This is a genomic window from Bacillus sp. TE9106W (assembly GCF_054062215.1).
The window spans coordinates 19,885-39,334 of the sequence record NZ_JBSSFA010000017.1; the positions used below are offsets into that span (position 1 = coordinate 19,885).

Here is a 19,450-nt window from a genome sequence, read left to right on the forward strand (position 1 = left end):
AAAAAAGCAGACTGTAGAAGCCACAGTCTGCTTTTTACATTTTTTGATTTTGTTTTACTGGAACACGTACTGTTTCTTTTGCTAGCAGTTGAACGCCGAAGTAAAGTATGCTTGCAAGCGTCATTCCAGAGATGGCGTCTACAAATGCATGTTGCTTCGTAAATAGCGTTGATAAAATAATAAGCGTACCGAAGAAGGTAAGAATGTAATATTCAAAAGCATGTTGTTCTCTACGTTTAAAGGCAGCTAGCATAATGACAAATGTAGTAAGAACATGAATGCTAGGGAAACAATTTACCGGTTGGTCGATACTATAAATATAGCGGACTAGTTCGGAAAATACGTCTGTTCCAACGACGGTTGGACGTGGTACAGTTGTCTGCCAAAAATAATAAATCGAGAAACAAGCAAGTTTTCCAAGAATGATACTACTTAAAGTGACATAATATTGTTTTCGATCTGCAAAGCAGTAATAAATAAGTGCACCGTATAAGTAAGGAAACCAAATTAAATAAGGAATAATAAATGCTTTCACAAATGGAATCCAATCATCTACTACAGTTGTGACATCTACTGCGTGTACAGTCGATTTATTTAATACATCGTAAAGGGGACTTACGAGTACGAGTAGAAGTATATAACTTAACGGAAGAAAAGATGAAAGTTTAAATTTCTTCATGATAATCTCCTATGTTTAGTAATGTAAGTAAATTCAATTGATTATAATATAGAAACGTAATTTGGGCTATCGATTTTGCTTACATTTTCTTGAATGAACCTTACGTTTTTGTCACTTGACTGAAAAGAAGGGGAGGGTGCTAAATGAAGCGTTTATCGTATTTCTTAGTTTTTATATTGATATGCCTAGCGAGTGCTGGGTGTGCAAAGGATAAAGAAGGAGAGAAATTAGAATATAACGGAAGAGCACTCGTAATTGGAGTTGTTGGAGAAAAACCGAAAGATACGTTTAGGAATGTAAAGTTTGAGGAAATGAAGTTAGAGGAACTGGAAAAGAAATCTAAGGAAGTGGATGGTTTTCTAATAATGAAAGCTCACTTTCAAGAAGCCTCAACAGATCAGTATAAAAATGTATTTTTATCGCTAAAGAAACCAGTGTTTTTTATCGGTTTACAAGATAAATCATATTCGATTTTTATTACAAAAGGGATAGAGTATAACAGTGCCCGAAAAGATGTAAATGCCATGTATACGCAAGGGTTTGCAAATATCGGAAGTGGTGAAGGACAACAATGGGGAATTGGATTATCAAATGGTGGAAATGTAGAAGAAAGTATTCATAATATGTATATCGTCGTATTCCAAACAATTGCAGATTATTTGAATAGATGATGAGGGAGCCTGTAAATTAGGCTTCTTATTTTTTTAATAAACGTTTGTTTAAGATGTATGTTCGGTAGGAAGAAACTGATGCAGCTAAAGGGTGAACAAGGAAAAATAAGAATTTAATCAAACGTTTGTTTAAGATGTATGTTCGGTAGGAAGAGACTGATGTAGCTAAAGGGTGAACAAGGGAAAATAGGAATTTAATCAAACGTTTGTTTAACATATATGTTCGGTAGGAAGAAACCGATGTAGCTAAAAGAGTGAACAAAGAAAAATAGGGAGTTAATCAAACGTTTGTTTAACATATATGTTCGATACAGAATGAGGGAAAAATCTAAAAAAATTATATATTTATTTTTTTCTTAACAAATGGCGGGAAAATAAGAAAAATTCGCAGGATTATTAAAATTTATCACGAAATAAGTAAAAGTTTAGCGAATAATCGTTTGAAATAATAAAACGTTTTCTATATGATAAAGGTAAAGGTTAGTAAAAAAGTAGGTGAATTTATGACAGTAACATTTTATTCATATCCAAAGTGTGGCACATGTCAAAAAGCAAAGAAATGGTTTGAGGCAAACGATGTAGCATATGAGATGATTCATATTGTTGAAAATCCACCATCAAAAGAAGATTTACGTAATTTACATGAAAAAAGTGAATTACCATTAAAAAAATTCTTTAATACAAGTGGAATGCGTTACCGTGAACTTGGTCTGAAAGATAAGTTAAAAGATGCAAGTGAAGACGAAATGTACGAGCTTTTAGCATCTGATGGCATGTTGATTAAACGTCCAATTGTAACAGATGGAACGAAGGTAACACTTGGTTTTAACGAAGAGCAGTTTGAAAGTGTGTGGAAAAAGTACCAATAAGGTATTTTTACATAATTAATACATTCACTGGAGGTACAGTCATGAGCATTCCAAATAATTTACGTTACTCTGAAGAACACGAATGGGTAAAAACTGAAGGTAATGAAGTTGTTATCGGTATTACTCACTTTGCACAAAATGAACTAGGCGATATCGTATTCGTTGAACTTCCTGAAGTAGGTGCAACAATCGAAGCTGACGAGCCATTCGGAAGCGTAGAATCTGTTAAAACAGTTTCTGAATTATACGCACCTGTAAGCGGTAAAGTTGTAGCAGTAAACGAAGAATTAAGTGACCAACCAGAACTTGTTAACGAATCTCCATACGAGGGTGCATGGATGGTTAAAGTTGAACTTTCTGATGCAAGCCAAGTTGAGAAGTTATTAACTGCTGAAAAATATGCAGAGATGACAAACCAAGACTAATTATAGTCGACTGAAGGACAGCCTTTGTGCTGTCCTTTTTTATTTTATGTAAAATAATGAACGTAGAATCATATACTAATTATCGTGTGGGAGAACGTTTTTTGAAAAAACTTTTTTGTTTCAGCTTTATGCAGTTCTAGTCGGTTCCGCTTTTCATTGTCCAGCTCCACCTCCTAGCCCTTCATGTCTAAGAACCTTCCGCACGAGAAGACAAAAAGCGTCTTCTGTGCGAAAGAACCTTAGCCAACAGGGCTAAACAGTCGGTTTCGCTTTTCACTATGATCCAGCTCCAGCGGCTAGATTGTTCGGTGGCTTCGCTTCTTCCTACAAGGCAAAAAGCGCCTTTACGTCAGAAGCTCCATCCCCCTCACAATCTGAAAGAGCCGCTTGCGCTTTTCTTTTGCAAAAATAAACAGGAAACAACATGAAAATAACGAATATACTATATACTAAGTTAAAGGTTGTATAGTATATGGTGATCGGGTGATGACATATGATTTATGTAGAAAAAGTCATTATTGTAGAAGGTACATCAGATAGAAGAAAGATTGAATCTATTATTCGGGAACCAGTGGAAATTGTTTGTACAAATGGTACAATTGGTTTGTCGAAAATGGATGAGCTCGTTGATCAGTTTTTTGATAAGGAAGTGTATGTGCTAGTGGATGCTGATGATGCTGGAGAAAAGTTAAGGAAACAATTTCGAAAAGAATTTCCGCAAGCAGAGCATATTTATATTGATCGCTCGTACCGAGAAGTGGCAACTGCGCCATCTTCACACTTAGCAAATGTATTATGGGGAGCTGACATTGACGTTTATACAGAATATTTACGGTAAGGAATGATAGAAGTGATTGACTGGACAGGAGCCGAAGCTACAGCCCTAATAGAGAACGAAGAAAAAACAGTGTTATATGTATATACTCCAATGTGTGGAACATGCCAATTAGCAAAAAAGATGTTAACAGTCGTTGAGATGACAATTGAAGATTTGAAAATTGGGATGTTAGATTTAAATTATGCCCCGCATTTCGCGAAAGAGTATGGGATCGAAAGTGTACCTTGTTTACTTGTTTTTGAAAATGGGACACTGATGAAGAAGATATATGCATTTCATTCGGTTGAATATTTATATACGGAATTAAAGTAGGCGGCAAAGTTTTTGCCGCCTCGACATATTTCTTGGGAAATATGTCGAGATGCAGGGTGGTTACAGTATTTGTCGAGCGAAAGTAACAGGATTGCTCTTTAGTGAGAGGGAATGGTATGTGTAATAGAAAGTGATATGAAGGATGTGATTTAGGATGAAATTATATTCTTTGCTGCAATCATTTGTAAATTACGCTAATGGTCAATATCATTTAGAGCCGCTTTTAAGACAAGGAGAAAAAACTGTTAATTTCCGCTTTGGAGATGAAAGTTGTTCGTTACAAATTTCAAGGGATTATATAGAGCTGCTACACGAGGAAAGAGGAACGGAGCAAATCGTTTGTGTGGATGAAGAAGATGTAAAACAATTGGTGAACGGCAATGTACGATTGCAAACGTTAATGAACGATGGACGTATACAATATTCGGGAACGTATCGAACGATGCTATTAATTGAATCGATGTTTCATATATGTAAACCGATGTCAGTAGGTGCTTAAAATTCTGAAGTTTCGTTTTTTACGAAAATTTCTGTTGACATGGTGTGTGGATATTGATACAATTCAATTCATAAAATATAGACAATTTCATAAATTACAAATCAGACGAAAATGTAATCTGATTTCTCTTATCAAGAGAGGTGGAGGGACTGTGCCCTGTGAAGCCCGGCAACCGTCAACTTATGTTGAAATGGTGCCAATTCCTGCAAAGCAAATGCTTTGAGAGATGAGAGAGAGGGATAATGTTGTTATATACGCATATAAACCTTTCTGCTTCTCTAAAGCGGAAAGGTTTTTTTGTTGTTTGAATGTGGAGGACATTCAAATAATAAAAGTAATGAGAACGGTGGACTACACGCATCAAAAATAAAAAATTGCGGAGTCGACCTAAACAAAAAAGGGGTGATACACCATGATTCTATTAGAAAATGTAAAGAAAATATATAAAGCAAAAAGCGGTGATGTCACTGCTGTAGATAATGCCAATTTAAAAATAGATAAAGGTGAAATATTTGGTGTTATCGGATATAGTGGCGCTGGAAAAAGTTCTTTAATTAGATTATTCAATCAGTTGGAGAAACCAACTTCTGGCCAAATTACAATCGCAAATCGTGTCATTTCAGCCATTACAGGAAGCGAGCTTCGTAAGGCAAGGCAAGAAATCGGAATGATCTTTCAGCACTTCAACTTACTTTGGTCACGAACTGTACGTGAAAATATCGAGTTCCCACTTGAAATTGCAGGTGTCGATAAGGCTGCGAGAAGAAAACGTGTTGACGAATTAATTCATCTTGTTGGATTAGAAGGAAGAGGAGACGCGTATCCATCTCAGCTGAGTGGAGGACAAAAGCAACGCGTTGGAATTGCAAGAGCATTAGCTAATAATCCACAAGTGCTTTTATGTGATGAAGCAACGTCAGCTCTTGATCCAGAAACGACAGATCAAATTTTAGATTTATTATTAGATATTAATAAACGTCTCGGTTTAACAATTGTACTTATTACACACGAGATGCACGTAATTCGAAAGATTTGTAATCGCGTTGCGGTAATGGAGAAAGGAAAGATTGTAGAAACAGGTCCAGTACTTGATGTGTTCCGTAATCCAAAGCAGGACATTACAAAACGATTTGTACAGCAGTTAACGGATTCTGAAGATACAAATGAAACGATTGAAAGTTTAATTGAAAAATATCCAGATGGTAAAGTAGTTCGTTTGCAGTTTATCGGTGAAGCTGTAGAAAGACCAGTGCTTCAAAGATTAATGCAACGCAGTGATATAGAAGTTAGCATTTTGCAAGGCAATATCGCACAAACGAATAACGGTTCTTACGGTAGTTTAGTTGTTCATTTAAATGGTGAGGAAACAGCGATTCAGCAAGCAATAGAGGGAATACATCAAGATCAAATAGAGCTGGAGGTGATTGCACATGGATAAGTTACTCACAAATGTTGATTGGAATCAAATGTTAGAAGCAACTGGTGAAACGTTATATATGACGGCAATCGCAGCTCTTGCCACATTTATTTTAGGACTCATTTTAGGATTGTTACTCTTTATGACAGCGAAAGATAATTTATGGGAAAACAAAGCGGTTAATACGGCGATTGGAGCGTTCGTAAACATTTTCCGCTCGATACCGTTCATTATTTTAATCATTTTATTAATCCCATTCACTAAGATTCTGCTTGGAACAATTCTTGGAGCGAGTGCTGCACTTCCAGCTTTAATTATTGGAGCGGCACCATTTTATGCAAGAATGGTTGAAATCGCGCTTCGCGAAATTGATAAAGGAGTAATTGAAGCTTCGAAAGCGATGGGAGCAAAAACAAGCACAATTATCTTGAAAGTGTTAATTCCAGAATCGTTACCAGCATTAGTATCTGGTATTACGGTTACGACAATTGCTTTAGTAGGCTATACAGCAATGGCGGGAGTTGTTGGTGCTGGTGGCCTTGGAACACTTGCTTATTTAGAAGGGTTCCAACGAGGAAATAACGACGTAACAATCGTTGCGACAATTTGTGTATTACTAGTTGTATTTTTCATTCAGTGGATTGGTGATCGTGTAACGACTCGAATAGATAAACGATAATAAAAAACGGGAGGATGTTTCAAATGAAAAAATTATTACTTACAGCACTTATTTCAACTTCAATTTTTGGGTTAGCTGCTTGTGGCGGGAAAGATAACGATGAAAAGAAACTAGTTGTTGGTGCCTCTAACGTACCGCACGCTGAAATTTTAGAAAAGGCAAAACCGTTACTTGAGAAAAAAGGAATTGAATTAAAAGTGGAAAAATTCCAAGATTATGTGTTGCCAAATAAATCGTTAGCGGATAAAGATTTAGATGCTAACTATTTCCAGCACATTCCGTATTTAGAAAAAGAAATTAAAGATAAAAAATATGATTTTGAAGTAGCAGGAAAGATTCATTTAGAGCCAATTGGTGTATACTCTCAAAAATATAAGAGCTTAAAAGAGCTTCCAGACGGAGCGACAATTATTATGAGTAATTCAGTAGCTGACCATGGACGTGGTTTAGCAATTTTACAAAAAGAAGGTATTTTAAAAATTAAAGACGGAGTAGATCCAGTTAAAGCAACTCCGAAAGATATTGCGGATAATCCGAAAAACTTAAAATTCAAAACGGATATTGAGCCTGGTTTATTGCCACAAGTGTATAACAATAAAGAAGGCGACGCTGTTCTAATTAACTCGAACTATGCAATTGATGCGAAGTTAAATCCAGAAAAAGATGCAATTGCAATTGAAAGCAATGATTCACCATATGCAAACGTAGTAGCTGTTCGTAAAGGCGATAAAGATAAGAAAGAGATTAAAGCTCTTGTAGAAGTATTACACTCTAAAGAAATTGAAGACTTTATTAATAAAGAATATAAAGGGGCAGTTGTTCCTGTAAAAGAATAATTGCTGTGGAAGGGCTGGTGTATGCCGGCCCTTTTTATAACTACATAATTATACAGGAGAAGGAGACATCCTATGAAGAAGATTCTATTGTCAGTTGTTACAGCGCTGTCTGTATTTACATTAGCTGCTTGCGGGGGGAAAGATGAGAATAAGCTTGTTGTTGGAGCTTCTAACGTGCCGCACGCTGTTATTTTAGAAAAGGCACAGCCGATACTAGAGAAAAAGGGTATTAAATTAGAAATTAAAAAATTTCAAGATTATGTGTTGCCAAATAAAGCGTTAGCGGATAAAGAAATTGATGCAAACTACTTCCAGCACATTCCTTACTTAGATAAAGAAATTCAAGAAAAAGGATATAAAATTATAAATGCAGGAAAAATTCATTTAGAGCCAATGGGCATTTATTCTAAGAAATATAAAAGCTTAAAAGATTTACCAGATGGCGGGACAGTGATTATGAGTAATAACGTAGCGGAGCGTGGCCGTATGCTAGCATTGTTACAAAAAGGAGGCGTTATTAAATTAAAAGACGGTGTAGATGTTGTGAAAGCAACAGTAAAAGATGTTGTAGAAAATCCGAAAAACTTAAAGTTTAAAACAGATGTAGAGCCTGGGCTTTCACCAAAGTTATATGAAAATAATGAAGGAGATGCTTTGTTTATTAATTCAAACTATGCAATTGACGCAAAATTAAATCCAACGAAGGATGCAATTGCGATTGAAGGATCAGACTCTCCATACGCAAATATTATTGCAGTTCGTAAAGGTGACGAGAAGAAAAAAGAAATTAAAGAGCTAGTAGAAGTACTGCATTCAAAAGAAATTCAAGATTTTATTAATAAAGAATATAAAGGTGCTGTACTTCCGGTAAGTGAATAAATATAAGGAAAGGGCTGGAAAATTACCAGTCCTTTTTTCTTTATATAAATAAGAAGAAAGGTGTATCATATAAGGATGCAAGTGAAATACTTATATACATTTGTGAAAAAATTGTTACTTTTTTTCATCGTTTGCGATATCATTTTATTTGATATAAAATTAGAATGAGAATAAAATGAGAATATGAACGTTTTAGGAATTTTTAAAATGTATATATAGGATTAATGGAGGTATTGAGATGGCTGGTTCTACATTAACGGTTAAAGACTTACACGTATCAATTGATGGCAAAGAAATTTTAAAAGGTGTAAACCTTGAAGTAAAAGGTGGAGAAATCCACGCAATTATGGGACCTAACGGAACAGGTAAATCAACTTTATCTTCTGCAATTATGGGTCACCCAAAGTATGAAGTAACAGAAGGTAGCATCATCATCGACGGTGAAGATGTATTAGAAATGGAAGTAGATGAGCGCGCACAAGCAGGTCTATTCCTAGCAATGCAATATCCAAGTGAAATTAGCGGAGTAACAAACGCTGACTTCTTACGTTCTGCAATTAACGCACGTCGTGAAGAAGGCGATGAAATTTCTCTTATGAAATTTATCCGTAAATTAGATAAAAACATGGAATTCCTAGAAATGGATCCAGAAATGGCACAACGTTACTTAAACGAAGGTTTCTCTGGTGGAGAGAAAAAACGTAACGAAATTCTTCAATTAATGATGATTGAGCCAAAAATCGCAATCTTAGACGAAATCGACTCTGGTCTTGATATCGATGCGTTAAAAGTTGTATCTAAAGGTATTAACGAAATGCGCGGCGAAGAGTTCGGTTGCCTAATGATTACGCATTACCAACGTTTATTAAACTACATCACTCCAGACTTCGTTCACGTTATGATGAACGGTCGTATCGTTAAATCTGGTGGCCCTGAGCTTGCACAACGTCTAGAAGCTGAAGGTTACGACTGGATTAAAAAAGAATTAGGTATTGAAGACGAAACAACAGAGCAAGAAGCGTAAGAGAGGAGCATAAACATGACAATCGGTACATTACCTTTCGATCAAGAAACAATCCGTCAACGCGCAAGCGAAGTAAACGAAGCAGCTTGGTTGACTGAGTTCCGCTTACAAGCTCTTGCACAAGCAACTGAACTTCCAATGCCAACGCCTGATAAAACGAAAATTGACAAATGGGACTTTATCGGAAAAGGCGACGCTGCTAAGCAAGAGCCTGTAAGTTCTTTAACAGAGCTTCCAGAAGCAGTGAAAAACTTAATTGATGAAAATAACAGCGTATTAGTGCAACGTACTGGTACAACTGCATTCGTTTCGTTAGCAGACGAAGCAAAAGAAAAAGGTGTTATTTTCACAGACATCGTAACAGCTGCAACTGAGCATGCTGAACTAGTACAAAAGTACTTAATGAAAGACGGCGTGAAGGTAGACGAGCATCGTCTAACTGCACTTCATGCTGCATTAATCAACGGCGGTGCATTCGTATATGTTCCGAAAAACGTTGTTCTTGAAACTCCACTTCAAGCTGTATTCTTAGTAGACGGCGAAGAAGCTAACGTATATAACCACGTATTATTCGTAGCTGATGCGAACAGTACTGCAACTTATGTAGAAAACTACGTTGCAAATGAAAATGCTAAAGGTATTGCAAATATCGTAGCAGAAGTAATCGTGGAACAAGGCGCACAAGTGAAATTCGGTGCGGTTGATCTATTAGCAAAAGACGTAACAACTTACGTTAACCGCCGCGGGGTTGTAGGACGCGACGGCCGTATTGATTGGGCTCTAGGCCTTATGAACGACGGAAACACAATTTCAGAGAACGTTACAAACTTAATGGGCGACGGTTCATATGCTGATACGAAAACAGTAACAATTGGCCGTGGTAACCAAACACAAAACTTTACAACTAAAGTTGTTCACTTCGGTAAACATTCTGAAGGTTGGATTTTAAAACACGGTGTACAAAAAGATAGTGCAACATCTATCTTTAACGGAATTGGTAAGATTGAACACGGTGCATCTAAATCAAATGCACAACAATCTTCTCGCGTTCTTATGTTAGATGAAAAAGCTCGCGGTGATGCAAACCCAATTCTTTTAATCGACGAAGATGATGTAATGGCAGGTCACGCAGCGTCAGTAGGTCGCGTAGATCCAGTCCAACTATACTACTTGATGAGCCGTGGTATTCCAAAACGCGAAGCAGAACGTTTAGTCATCCATGGATTCTTAGCACCTGTAGTTAATGAGCTTCCAATTGAAGGAGTAAAAGCACAGCTTGTTGAGGTAATTGAAAGGAAAGTTCGCTAATGAATATTCATGAAATACGCAAACAGTTTCCAATTCTTGATCAAAAAGTGAACGGCAAACAACTTGTTTATTTCGATAGTGCAGCAACTTCTCAAAAACCAATTCAAGTCATTGAAACGTTAGAACGTTACTATAAAGAATATAATTCTAACGTGCATCGCGGTGTTCATACGCTCGGTACGAAAGCTACCGATGCGTATGAAGGTGCACGTGAGAAAGTTCGCAAGTTTATTAATGCGAAATCAATGGAAGAGATTATTTTCACACGCGGAACGACAACTGCATTAAATACAGTAGCGGCTAGTTATGGTCTTGAAAATGTAAAAGAAGGCGATGAAATCGTTATTTCTTACATGGAGCATCATAGTAACATCATTCCGTGGCAACAAGTTGCGAAGAAAACTGGTGCAACTTTAAAATATCTTCCGCTTCAACCAGATGGGACAATTTCAATAGAAGATGCTCGTCAAACAATTACACCGAATACAAAAATCGTTTCTATCATGTATGTATCTAACGTACTTGGAACGATTAACCCTGTAAAAGAAATCGGAGCAATCGCACACGAAAACGGTGCAATTATGGTCGTTGACGGTGCACAAAGTACACCTCATATGAAAGTGGATGTACAAGATTTAAATTGTGATTTCTACGCATTATCTGCTCATAAGATGTGCGGACCTACAGGTATCGGCGTATTATATGGTAAGAAAGAATTGCTAAACAATATGGAGCCAATTGAATTTGGCGGTGAAATGATTGATTTCGTAGATTTACAAGAATCTACTTGGAAAGAGCTTCCGTGGAAGTTTGAAGCAGGTACGCCGATTATCGGTAATGCAATCGGACTTGGTGCGGCAATTGATTTCCTAGAAGAAATCGGTCTTGATAATATTGAAAAGCATGAGCATGAATTAGCGCAATACGCTTTAGAAAGACTATCAGAAGTAGATGGCGTTACAATTTATGGTCCAAAGCATCGCGCTGGTCTTGTTACATTTAATATTGAAGACGTACATCCTCACGATGTAGCGACAGTATTAGATGTAGAAGGTATCGCGGTTCGCGCAGGACACCACTGTGCACAACCGCTTATGAAGTGGCTGAAAGCTTCTTCAACAGCACGTGCGAGCTTCTATTTATATAATACAAAAGAAGAAATTGATACATTTGTTGAATCGCTAATCAAGACAAAGGAGTATTTCACAAATGTCATTTAATAATTTAGATACGTTATATCGTCAAGTTATTATGGATCATTACAAAAATCCTCGTAACCATGGCGTGTTAGAAGATAGTGTCACTGTTAACTTGAACAATCCAACTTGCGGCGATCGTATTCAACTTACGATGAAAGTAGAAGAAGGTATTGTGCAAGAAGCGAAGTTTGAAGGAGAAGGATGTTCTATCTCAATGTCTTCAGCTTCAATGATGACACAAGCAGTAAAAGGTAAGAAAATTGAAGAGGCGCTTCAGCTTTCTAAAATTTTCTCTGACATGATGCTAGGAAAAGAGTACGATGACAGCATCGATTTAGGAGATATTGAAGCATTACAAGGCGTATGCAAGTTCCCTGCACGTATTAAATGTGCAACATTAGCGTGGAAAGCGTTAGAAAAGGGCTTAAACGAAGATAAGTAATGTTAAAGGTTCCTAAAAACGAGGTTATCTAAGGAGGGACACACCAACATGGCGAAGCAACTGCCAGATATCGGCGATTATAAATATGGTTTCAAAGACAAAGACGTTTCGATTTTCCGTGCTGGACGCGGTTTAACAAAAGAGATCGTTGAAGAGATTTCACGTATGAAAGAAGAACCACAGTGGATGTTAGACTTCCGTTTAAAATCACTGGATAAGTTCTATGAAATGCCAATGCCACAATGGGGCGGCGACTTAAACGACTTAGATTTCGATGAAATTACGTACTACGTAAAACCATCTGAGAAATCTGAGAAGTCTTGGGATGAAGTACCTGATGAAATTAAAGCAACATTTGATAAATTAGGTATTCCAGAAGCTGAGCAAAAATATTTAGCTGGTGTATCTGCACAGTACGAATCTGAAGTTGTATACCACAACATGAAAGAAGACCTAGAAGCTCTAGGAATCGTCTTCAAAGATACAGATAGCGCATTAAAAGAGAACGAAGATATTTTCCGTGAGCATTTCGGAAAAGTAATCCCACCAACAGACAACAAATTCTCTGCATTAAACTCTGCAGTTTGGTCTGGTGGATCATTCATCTACGTTCCAAAAGGTGTGAAAGTTGATACACCACTTCAAGCGTATTTCCGTATTAACTCTGAAAATATGGGACAATTCGAGCGTACGCTTATCATCGTAGACGAAGGCGCACACGTACACTACGTAGAAGGTTGTACAGCACCTGTTTACACGACTAACTCACTTCATAGTGCGGTAGTAGAAATCATCATTAAGAAAGATGCATATTGCCGTTATACAACAATCCAAAACTGGGCGAACAACGTATACAACCTAGTTACAAAACGTGCGGTTTGTGAAGAAAACGCAACGATGGAATGGATTGACGGTAACATCGGATCTAAATTAACGATGAAATACCCAGCAGTTATCTTAAAAGGCGAAGGCGCTCGTGGTTTAACATTATCTATCGCGATTGCTGGTAAAGGCCAACACCAAGATGCTGGTGCGAAAATGATTCACTTAGCACCAAACACATCTTCAACAATCGTTTCTAAATCGATTGCGAAGCATGGTGGTAAAGTAACTTACCGTGGTATCGTACACTTCGGACCAAAAGCGAAAAACTCTCGCTCTAACATCGAGTGTGACACGTTAATCATGGATAACCAATCTACATCTGATACAATTCCTTACAACGAAATCAAAAACGATTACGTTTCACTTGAGCATGAAGCGAAAGTATCGAAAGTATCAGAAGAACAATTATTCTACCTAATGAGCCGCGGTATTTCTGAGCAAGAAGCTACAGAAATGATCGTAATGGGCTTCATCGAGCCATTCACTCGCGAACTTCCAATGGAATACGCAGTTGAAATGAACCGCTTAATCAAGTTTGAGATGGAAGGTTCTATTGGTTAATATTTAAAGTGGAGGCGGCTCGTCCAGAATGTGAGGGGGATGGAGCTTCTGACGTAGAGGCGCTTTTTGCCTCATAGGAAGAAGTGAAGCCACCGAACATTCTAGCCGCTGGAACTGGATAATATATAAAGGAAGCGCCCTGCTGTGCAGGGCGCTTTTTTTATTGTGTGAGCTGGGCTTGGAGTTAGCTGGGATACCCAGGTAGGTTTCCAGCTAAATATATCAGCGATTTTTCAAATATATCGAACACAACTCGAAATATATCAGCGATTTTTCAAATATATCGAACACAACTCGAAATATATCAGCGATTATTTCAATATATCGACGATTCGACAAGGAATATCGACTTATCAATAAATTACGACATATCAGAAGGGCGAATATACCCCGAACCTAAATCGTATCCACCTTATCCACAGACCTAACACGCTCCAAAATATACTTTATCCCAACGAAAGAACCATACCCAATTAAAGCACCTAACATATTCAGCATGATGTCATCAATATCGAAAACACCAGTAAAAGTAAGGAGCTGTAACGATTCAATTAATAAAATAAATTTAATGAAAATTTTTGATGCCATTTTTACATTGTTTATTTGTTTAAATAATAAAGGTAGCAGGAAGCCGAATGGGATGAATATGATGACGTTTCCTAATGTATTCATAAGTACGATATCTATATTATAAGAATCAAATTCAGTTAAATAGCGGATTGTACTTCTGAAAGGAACTAAGTTTATTAACCCACCGTGTATAGAATGCCAGTCACCTGTTTCAAAGAAGTACGTCAGATTACCAAAGTAAAAGGCTGATCTCCCGAGCAATAGTTTAAATAACAAAACAAACGAATACGGTAAAAACAATCCCCAGCCAATCCACTGCACATATTTTTGCGTAGAAGATTGCATCGCTTTTTCAATTTCAGTTCCTAAAGTAGAGGCTTCTCCAAAATTTTGAATGGCTAATGTAGTAGCTTCTTCTTCGGATTTTCCTTGATCGAGAAATTCTTGTTTTAAGCTTGTGAGATGATCGTAAATTTCGAAGTATAGTTCGTCTTTATCAGATTGGGATAGGTTTGTTTTTTGAACGATACTCTTTATGTATTTTTCAATCGTCATTAATTTAAAGCTCCTTTCTGACAAGTTTTAATAAGAGCTGTAACTGAATCCCACGCTGTTAGTTTTTCTTCTAACATTTTCTTTCCGCTCGTAGTAATGCGATAAAACTTTCGTTTCATACCAGTTTCAGATTCACCCCAGTAGGAATGGATTAAATCCTTTTGTTCCAGCCGTTTGAGTGCTGGATAGAGTGTACCTTGGCTCATCGTGTATAGATCATTGCTGTTTTCTTTTAGCTTTTGAATAATTTCATATCCGTACGTATCATGCTGTTTAATGATGGAGAGAAGTAAAATATCAATACTTCCTTTTAATATCTCTTTATCCATTTTATGGTTCACCACCTTATGATGAAATTGTAACACGACATATGTCGTGTTACAAGGTATAAATGTATGGTGATACCCCATCCAGTATACATTGGAATATATCAGCGATTTTTCAAATATATCGAACACAACTCGGAATATATCGGCGATTATTGCAATATATCGACGATTCGACAAGGGATATCGACTTATCGACAAAGTAAGACAAAAGAAATTCTTCATATACCCCCGCAACATAAAAATAGAGCTAGCAATAACTAGCTCTAAAATCCAAATCCTACAAATATAAAAGGAATACCTATTAATACGAAGAGAATTAAGATAAGTAAGACAAAGATACCGGCAAATCTCAATTTGCTAGCTTCGTTTTTAGATATTGCAACGATGCTAAACATGAGGCCAAGAATAACGAGAGGGAAGCTAATAAATAGATATAGATTAGGTAAGTAAAGTACGGAAGCGATAAATAAAATGCTTCCTATTAATGAAAACACGAGTGAGAGTAAGCTATAAAGTTTAATAAGAACACCTCCTATATAGATGATAATGCAGAAAAATTCATATGAAAAGGGCAATCTTTTGCTTTTTCTCACAATGCGAGTACAATGTAAAATAGCAAGAAAAGACGAAAAGTATTTACAGGATTATTGCATACGTGTAGCGTAAAAGGCAGTAAGGAACTGAGAGGAGGTTTTTTCTCTGAATATAAATAAAGAAACAATCATCCACCTTTATCATACAAACGATATACATAGTCATTTTGAAAATTGGCCGCAAATTTCTCGGTTTGTACAAGGAGAGAAAAAGCGAAGACAGGAAGCAGGAGAGACCGTTTTAACTGTAGATATTGGCGATCATGTGGATCGTTTTCATAGTATTTCGGAAGCGACGAATGGACTTGGCAATACGAAGCTTTTAAATGAGGCGTTATATGATTATGTAACGATCGGAAATAATGAAGGCATTACGTTAGCGAAGGAGCATTTGAATCGTCTATATGATGATGCTGGATTTGAGGTGCTCGTCGCGAATTTATTTGAAAAAGAAGGGGTACGTCCAGAGTGGGCAAAGCCTTATAAATTACATACAACGACAGATGGGATTACGATTGCTTTTATCGGATTAACAGTTGCGTATCCAGAGTTTTATCAAATGTTAGATTGGCATATTGAAGATCCAATCGAGCATTTAGAGTCTATTTTAGAAGAAGTGAGAGATGAGGCTCATATAACGGTTGTCCTTTCTCACCTTGGAAAAAGTATGGATGAGCATATGGCGGAGCATTATGATATAGATGTTATTTTAGGGGCACATACGCATCATTTATTTGAGCGTGGTGTTCTTATGAATAATACGTTACTTTGCTGTTGTGAAAAGTGGGGACGTTACGTTGGGCACGTTCAGCTTACTGTGGATAAAGAGACGAAGAAGCTGTTGAAAAAGGACGGTAGAGCGATTAAGACAGACCGTTTAGGTGCTTATAGTAAACCGTTATCCACAATTGAAGCGCTGCAGGAAGAAAGTACACATATTATGGAAGAACCTGTCGTTCATTTAAAGGAATCATTACCGGTTGATTGGTTTCATGAGACAGCATTTTCGCACATGTTAGCAAATGCGCTGAAAACGTGGTGCGGTGCAGAGATTGGCATGGTGAACGCTGGTGTACTTCTTGAAGGATTAGATGAAGGTGTTGTGACGCGCGGAGATATTCACAGAATTTGTCCACATCCAATTAATCCATGTTTATTAAAGGTGCCGGGGAAAACGCTAAGAGAAGTTATTTTAAAGGCACGTCGCCCGAATATGGAGAACCTTGAGGTAAAAGGATTCGGATTTCGCGGGAAAGTGATGGGGAAAATGATTTACGCTGGTGTAGAAGTCATTCCAGATACGATTCCCGGGAATAAAATTTTACTCGAAGATGTATTAATTAACGGAGAATCGCTGGAATTAGATCGTATATATACAGTAGGAACGATTGATATGTTTACATTTGGCTACTTATACCCAGAGCTATCCACACTTTCTAACAAACAATATTATATGCCAGAACTACTTAGAGATGTGTTAACGGACGTGTTAATAACTCATACATCTTCCGTCAAACTATAGGCTAGTTAACTTGTAACACTCATTTTTCTCTTGTCATACAGATAAGAAAGAGAGGAGTGTGAACTATGGTTAATGTAGAGCCGATTATAATCGATAATTATACGTTTATTGCGGTTAGCGTCAAACTTCCAAAGACAAATTTGCTAGCTGTAATGAGCGATAAAGGATATATTATGTGCGGTGCATTAGATGTAGGTCTTTTAAATGAGAAGTTAGGAGATCGTGGTATTATTGCTGGCCGCGCGGTTGGTGTAAGAACGATTGAACAACTTCTTGAAGCACCGCTAGAATCAGTAACGATTGAAGCCGAAGCTTTAGGTATTACGGCTGGCACAATCGGAAAAGAAGCATTATTAAAAATGAGATAAGCATATATCGTCCCTCCTTCTTGCATAGAAATGATATAAGAAGGAGGTTTTTTTATGAGTATATTTCGTTCGAAAAATTCGCGGTTTCGAAGGGGACCTATTTCCTTTCGGCACATACTGCTTATGTCGTTTATTCTTTTTGTCATATTGCTCGTGCAAGGATTATGGATTGTGAATAGCAGCATTCAGCCGACATTAATGAAATATGGAGAAGTAGAGACACATAAAATGGCGACAGCGGTTATGACGAAGGCGGTAAAAGATAGAATTGATGAAGGGTTCGATGTCGATTCATTAATGAAAGTACAAAATGATAAAAACGGAAAAGTATCCACAATTAACTTAAATACGAAGCAAGTAAATGAAATCGTAACGTCAACGACCACATACATAGAAAAATATTTACAGCAAGTAGAACAAGGGAATTTAAATGGGCTAGGTATTTCTGAAAAAAACGGGGCAACGATGGCGGTTCCTTTTGGTCGTGTAACAAATAATGCGCTTCTTGGAAATATAGGACCCGATATTCCAATTGATTTCACGACGATTGGTCATGTAAATACGGATATTAAACAAAAAATTGAACCACACGGGATCAATACGACAGCGATTCAAATTATTATGGAGATGGAAGTCACGTTGCAAGTGGTTATTCCATTTCATACGAAAGAAATAAAAGTGAAACAAAATGTTCCAATTGCGACGCGCATTGTTCAAGGAGAAGTGCCTACTTATTATGGAAGCGGAAGTGTTGTTGTACCTAATAAAAAGAAAACGGATAGTTAGTTGTAAATGAAAAATAACCGTAGCAATGTGCTACGGTTATCGTTTTGTATTTGCGCGTTCTTTTCGCTCCCAAAGACTTAAATGCATGTATGGATCGAAAGCCCATTCTGTATAACCGTTGTCTTTATACATGCCGAAATGTAGGTGAGGCGGGAATTTTCCAGCTGTGCCGGGAGGACCGTAACCGGTGCTACCAACAAATCCGATTACTTTTCCGGGCTCGACAATTTGTCCAAGCTGTATTTCTTTTGAGAACCCGCCTAAGTGAGCGTAATAATGATAATTATTATGAAGGTCGCGAATACCGATGCGCCATCCGCCAAGGCGATTCCAGCCCTTTGTTTCAATAATGCCATAGCAAGTGGATCTTACTGGTACGCCATAGCCTGCGAATATATCGGTTCCTTCATGAACCCTTCTTCCACCAAAACTTCTTCCAGCGCCGAAAGTACTACGGTAGCTATGGTCACTGCGAATAGGAAGGGGAAAAGCATTTCCTTCTAAATTAATACGTCCATAATGTTTATAAATTTGGGCGTATTCGGTAATTAAATCAACTGTTTTTGCACGTCTATAATATTCCCAGAGCATGATTTTGATACGTTCTTCTGACGTTCCTTGTTTCTTTAAAATTGTTGCTGCTGTATGCAGAAGGTCACGGTCGTTATTTGCATTTGCAAATCCATCTTTGTCACCATCTAAACCTAACCCGCCAAATAGAGCAATTGTATGGGGGAGAGTATCGTTACCATTAACAGGTCCAGCCCATATTTCTGGTTTGAAATAAAGGGAAATGATGGCATCTGGTTTTTTCGGAATATCTTTTCTTACGCTCCGTATATTTCTTTCATATTGATCCATTGCAGCTAAGTAATACCACGGAATGCCTGAAGATTGCTCGGTTTCTTTATATAGTGCCATGCGCTTTTCGTATATGCTTTGCTGATTATCTTCACCGTAAGCGATGTTTTGGTGGAGAAGAAAGCAAATCGAAAGCAAAAGAGAAATTTTTCGAAGCATGAAATAGACTCCTTTCACAACATCACTCTTTTTAGTGTGGGATATACGGAGTATTTCATTATAGGGAACGATTGGAAAAAATCTTAGAATCTTCATTTGAGCAAATCGCTTTCATACGTTAGAATAGATATGTTACATTGAAAGAAGCGAACACGGTAAACTATTTCATATTGTGCGGAGTTGA

At 37.3% G+C, this 19,450-nt stretch carries 23 protein-coding genes and 1 riboswitch; of the genes, 18 read left to right on the forward strand and 5 right to left on the reverse strand.

Going from position 1 to position 19,450, the window contains the following annotated elements; genetic code table 11:
- Window positions 1-34: 34 nt before the first annotated feature.
- The gene (locus ACVWY7_RS23365) at window positions 35-679 is read right to left on the reverse strand and encodes a phosphatase PAP2 family protein (RefSeq protein WP_431175149.1); all 645 of its coding nucleotides are present in this window, start codon (window positions 677-679) and stop codon (window positions 35-37) included.
- 143 nt (window positions 680-822) lie between these two features.
- Between ACVWY7_RS23365 and ACVWY7_RS23370 the strand changes: the two genes are divergently transcribed.
- From ACVWY7_RS23370 to sufB, 15 genes are all read left to right on the forward strand, one after another.
- Complete coding sequence (locus tag ACVWY7_RS23370) at window positions 823-1,350, forward strand: hypothetical protein (protein WP_105990089.1); 528 nt, start codon at window positions 823-825, stop codon at window positions 1,348-1,350.
- Between the two features lie 503 nt (window positions 1,351-1,853).
- Complete coding sequence (locus ACVWY7_RS23375) at window positions 1,854-2,219, forward strand: arsenate reductase family protein (protein WP_000218967.1); 366 nt, start codon at window positions 1,854-1,856, stop codon at window positions 2,217-2,219.
- Between the two features lie 41 nt (window positions 2,220-2,260).
- Complete coding sequence (gene gcvH, locus ACVWY7_RS23380; protein WP_000026899.1) at window positions 2,261-2,644, forward strand: glycine cleavage system protein GcvH; 384 nt, start codon at window positions 2,261-2,263, stop codon at window positions 2,642-2,644.
- A gap of 493 nt (window positions 2,645-3,137) precedes the next feature.
- Entirely contained in the window at window positions 3,138-3,482 is a 345-nt protein-coding gene (locus tag ACVWY7_RS23385) for a toprim domain-containing protein (protein WP_000640869.1), read from the forward strand.
- Window positions 3,483-3,485: 3 nt separating this feature from the next.
- The gene (locus tag ACVWY7_RS23390) at window positions 3,486-3,794 is read left to right on the forward strand and encodes a thioredoxin family protein (RefSeq protein WP_001998544.1); all 309 of its coding nucleotides are present in this window, start codon (window positions 3,486-3,488) and stop codon (window positions 3,792-3,794) included.
- A 154-nt stretch (window positions 3,795-3,948) separates the two neighbouring features.
- Window positions 3,949-4,293 carry a hypothetical protein gene (locus tag ACVWY7_RS23395; protein WP_000781218.1) on the forward strand — a complete coding sequence of 115 codons (345 nt, stop codon included), beginning with the start codon at window positions 3,949-3,951 and terminating at the stop codon, window positions 4,291-4,293.
- A 125-nt stretch (window positions 4,294-4,418) separates the two neighbouring features.
- Window positions 4,419-4,526, forward strand: a riboswitch (SAM riboswitch).
- A 179-nt stretch (window positions 4,527-4,705) separates the two neighbouring features.
- A complete protein-coding gene (locus tag ACVWY7_RS23400; protein ID WP_073524264.1) occupies window positions 4,706-5,731 on the forward strand; it encodes a methionine ABC transporter ATP-binding protein in 1,026 nt (341 codons plus the stop codon).
- Entirely contained in the window at window positions 5,724-6,389 is a 666-nt protein-coding gene (locus ACVWY7_RS23405; protein ID WP_000359553.1) for a methionine ABC transporter permease, read from the forward strand. The genes ACVWY7_RS23400 and ACVWY7_RS23405 overlap by 8 nt, the downstream gene beginning before the upstream one ends.
- A gap of 23 nt (window positions 6,390-6,412) precedes the next feature.
- Window positions 6,413-7,225: a methionine ABC transporter substrate-binding lipoprotein MetQ gene (gene metQ / locus ACVWY7_RS23410; protein ID WP_000735116.1), complete on the forward strand. Its 813-nt coding sequence runs from the start codon at window positions 6,413-6,415 to the stop codon at window positions 7,223-7,225.
- A gap of 72 nt (window positions 7,226-7,297) precedes the next feature.
- Window positions 7,298-8,104: a methionine ABC transporter substrate-binding lipoprotein MetQ gene (gene metQ / locus ACVWY7_RS23415; protein ID WP_456523997.1), complete on the forward strand. Its 807-nt coding sequence runs from the start codon at window positions 7,298-7,300 to the stop codon at window positions 8,102-8,104.
- Window positions 8,105-8,342: 238 nt separating this feature from the next.
- On the forward strand, window positions 8,343-9,128 hold the full coding sequence (gene sufC / locus ACVWY7_RS23420) for a Fe-S cluster assembly ATPase SufC (RefSeq protein ID WP_000929158.1): 786 nt from the start codon (window positions 8,343-8,345) through the stop codon (window positions 9,126-9,128).
- A 15-nt stretch (window positions 9,129-9,143) separates the two neighbouring features.
- Entirely contained in the window at window positions 9,144-10,436 is a 1,293-nt protein-coding gene (sufD, locus tag ACVWY7_RS23425) for a Fe-S cluster assembly protein SufD (RefSeq protein ID WP_000152167.1), read from the forward strand.
- On the forward strand, window positions 10,436-11,656 hold the full coding sequence (gene sufS, locus ACVWY7_RS23430; RefSeq protein ID WP_001020761.1) for a cysteine desulfurase SufS: 1,221 nt from the start codon (window positions 10,436-10,438) through the stop codon (window positions 11,654-11,656). Before sufD ends, sufS begins: the two co-directional genes overlap by 1 nt.
- On the forward strand, window positions 11,646-12,077 hold the full coding sequence (gene sufU, locus ACVWY7_RS23435; RefSeq protein ID WP_000009523.1) for a Fe-S cluster assembly sulfur transfer protein SufU: 432 nt from the start codon (window positions 11,646-11,648) through the stop codon (window positions 12,075-12,077). The genes sufS and sufU overlap by 11 nt, the downstream gene beginning before the upstream one ends.
- Window positions 12,078-12,125: 48 nt before the next feature.
- A complete protein-coding gene (sufB, locus tag ACVWY7_RS23440) occupies window positions 12,126-13,523 on the forward strand; it encodes a Fe-S cluster assembly protein SufB (protein ID WP_001118827.1) in 1,398 nt (465 codons plus the stop codon).
- Window positions 13,524-13,919: 396 nt separating this feature from the next.
- On the opposite strand, the gene ACVWY7_RS23445 is transcribed toward sufB, so the two are convergent.
- The 3 genes from ACVWY7_RS23445 to ACVWY7_RS23455 all read right to left on the reverse strand — a co-directional run bounded on the left by ACVWY7_RS23445 (window position 13,920) and on the right by ACVWY7_RS23455 (window position 15,471).
- Window positions 13,920-14,648, reverse strand: coding sequence for a VanZ family protein (locus ACVWY7_RS23445; protein WP_283729399.1), 729 nt, complete (start codon window positions 14,646-14,648; stop codon window positions 13,920-13,922).
- On the reverse strand, window positions 14,648-14,977 hold the full coding sequence (locus ACVWY7_RS23450; RefSeq protein WP_000356632.1) for a PadR family transcriptional regulator: 330 nt from the start codon (window positions 14,975-14,977) through the stop codon (window positions 14,648-14,650). Before ACVWY7_RS23450 ends, ACVWY7_RS23445 begins: the two co-directional genes overlap by 1 nt.
- A gap of 263 nt (window positions 14,978-15,240) precedes the next feature.
- Window positions 15,241-15,471, reverse strand: coding sequence for a hypothetical protein (locus ACVWY7_RS23455; protein ID WP_456523998.1), 231 nt, complete (start codon window positions 15,469-15,471; stop codon window positions 15,241-15,243).
- Between the two features lie 229 nt (window positions 15,472-15,700).
- On the opposite strand from ACVWY7_RS23455, the gene ACVWY7_RS23460 reads away from it, so the two are divergent.
- The 3 genes from ACVWY7_RS23460 to yunB all read left to right on the forward strand — a co-directional run bounded on the left by ACVWY7_RS23460 (window position 15,701) and on the right by yunB (window position 18,246).
- Complete coding sequence (locus ACVWY7_RS23460) at window positions 15,701-17,092, forward strand: bifunctional metallophosphatase/5'-nucleotidase (protein ID WP_088668249.1); 1,392 nt, start codon at window positions 15,701-15,703, stop codon at window positions 17,090-17,092.
- Window positions 17,093-17,157: 65 nt separating this feature from the next.
- A complete protein-coding gene (locus tag ACVWY7_RS23465) occupies window positions 17,158-17,460 on the forward strand; it encodes a YunC family protein (RefSeq protein ID WP_000248463.1) in 303 nt (100 codons plus the stop codon).
- Window positions 17,461-17,514: 54 nt separating this feature from the next.
- On the forward strand, window positions 17,515-18,246 hold the full coding sequence (gene yunB, locus ACVWY7_RS23470) for a sporulation protein YunB (protein ID WP_000021812.1): 732 nt from the start codon (window positions 17,515-17,517) through the stop codon (window positions 18,244-18,246).
- 36 nt (window positions 18,247-18,282) lie between these two features.
- Here the strand turns inward: yunB and ACVWY7_RS23475 are convergent, their stop codons facing one another.
- Window positions 18,283-19,266 (reverse strand): M23 family metallopeptidase, encoded by a 984-nt coding sequence (locus tag ACVWY7_RS23475; RefSeq protein WP_000944673.1) that lies wholly within the window; start codon window positions 19,264-19,266, stop codon window positions 18,283-18,285.
- Window positions 19,267-19,450 lie beyond the last annotated feature (184 nt).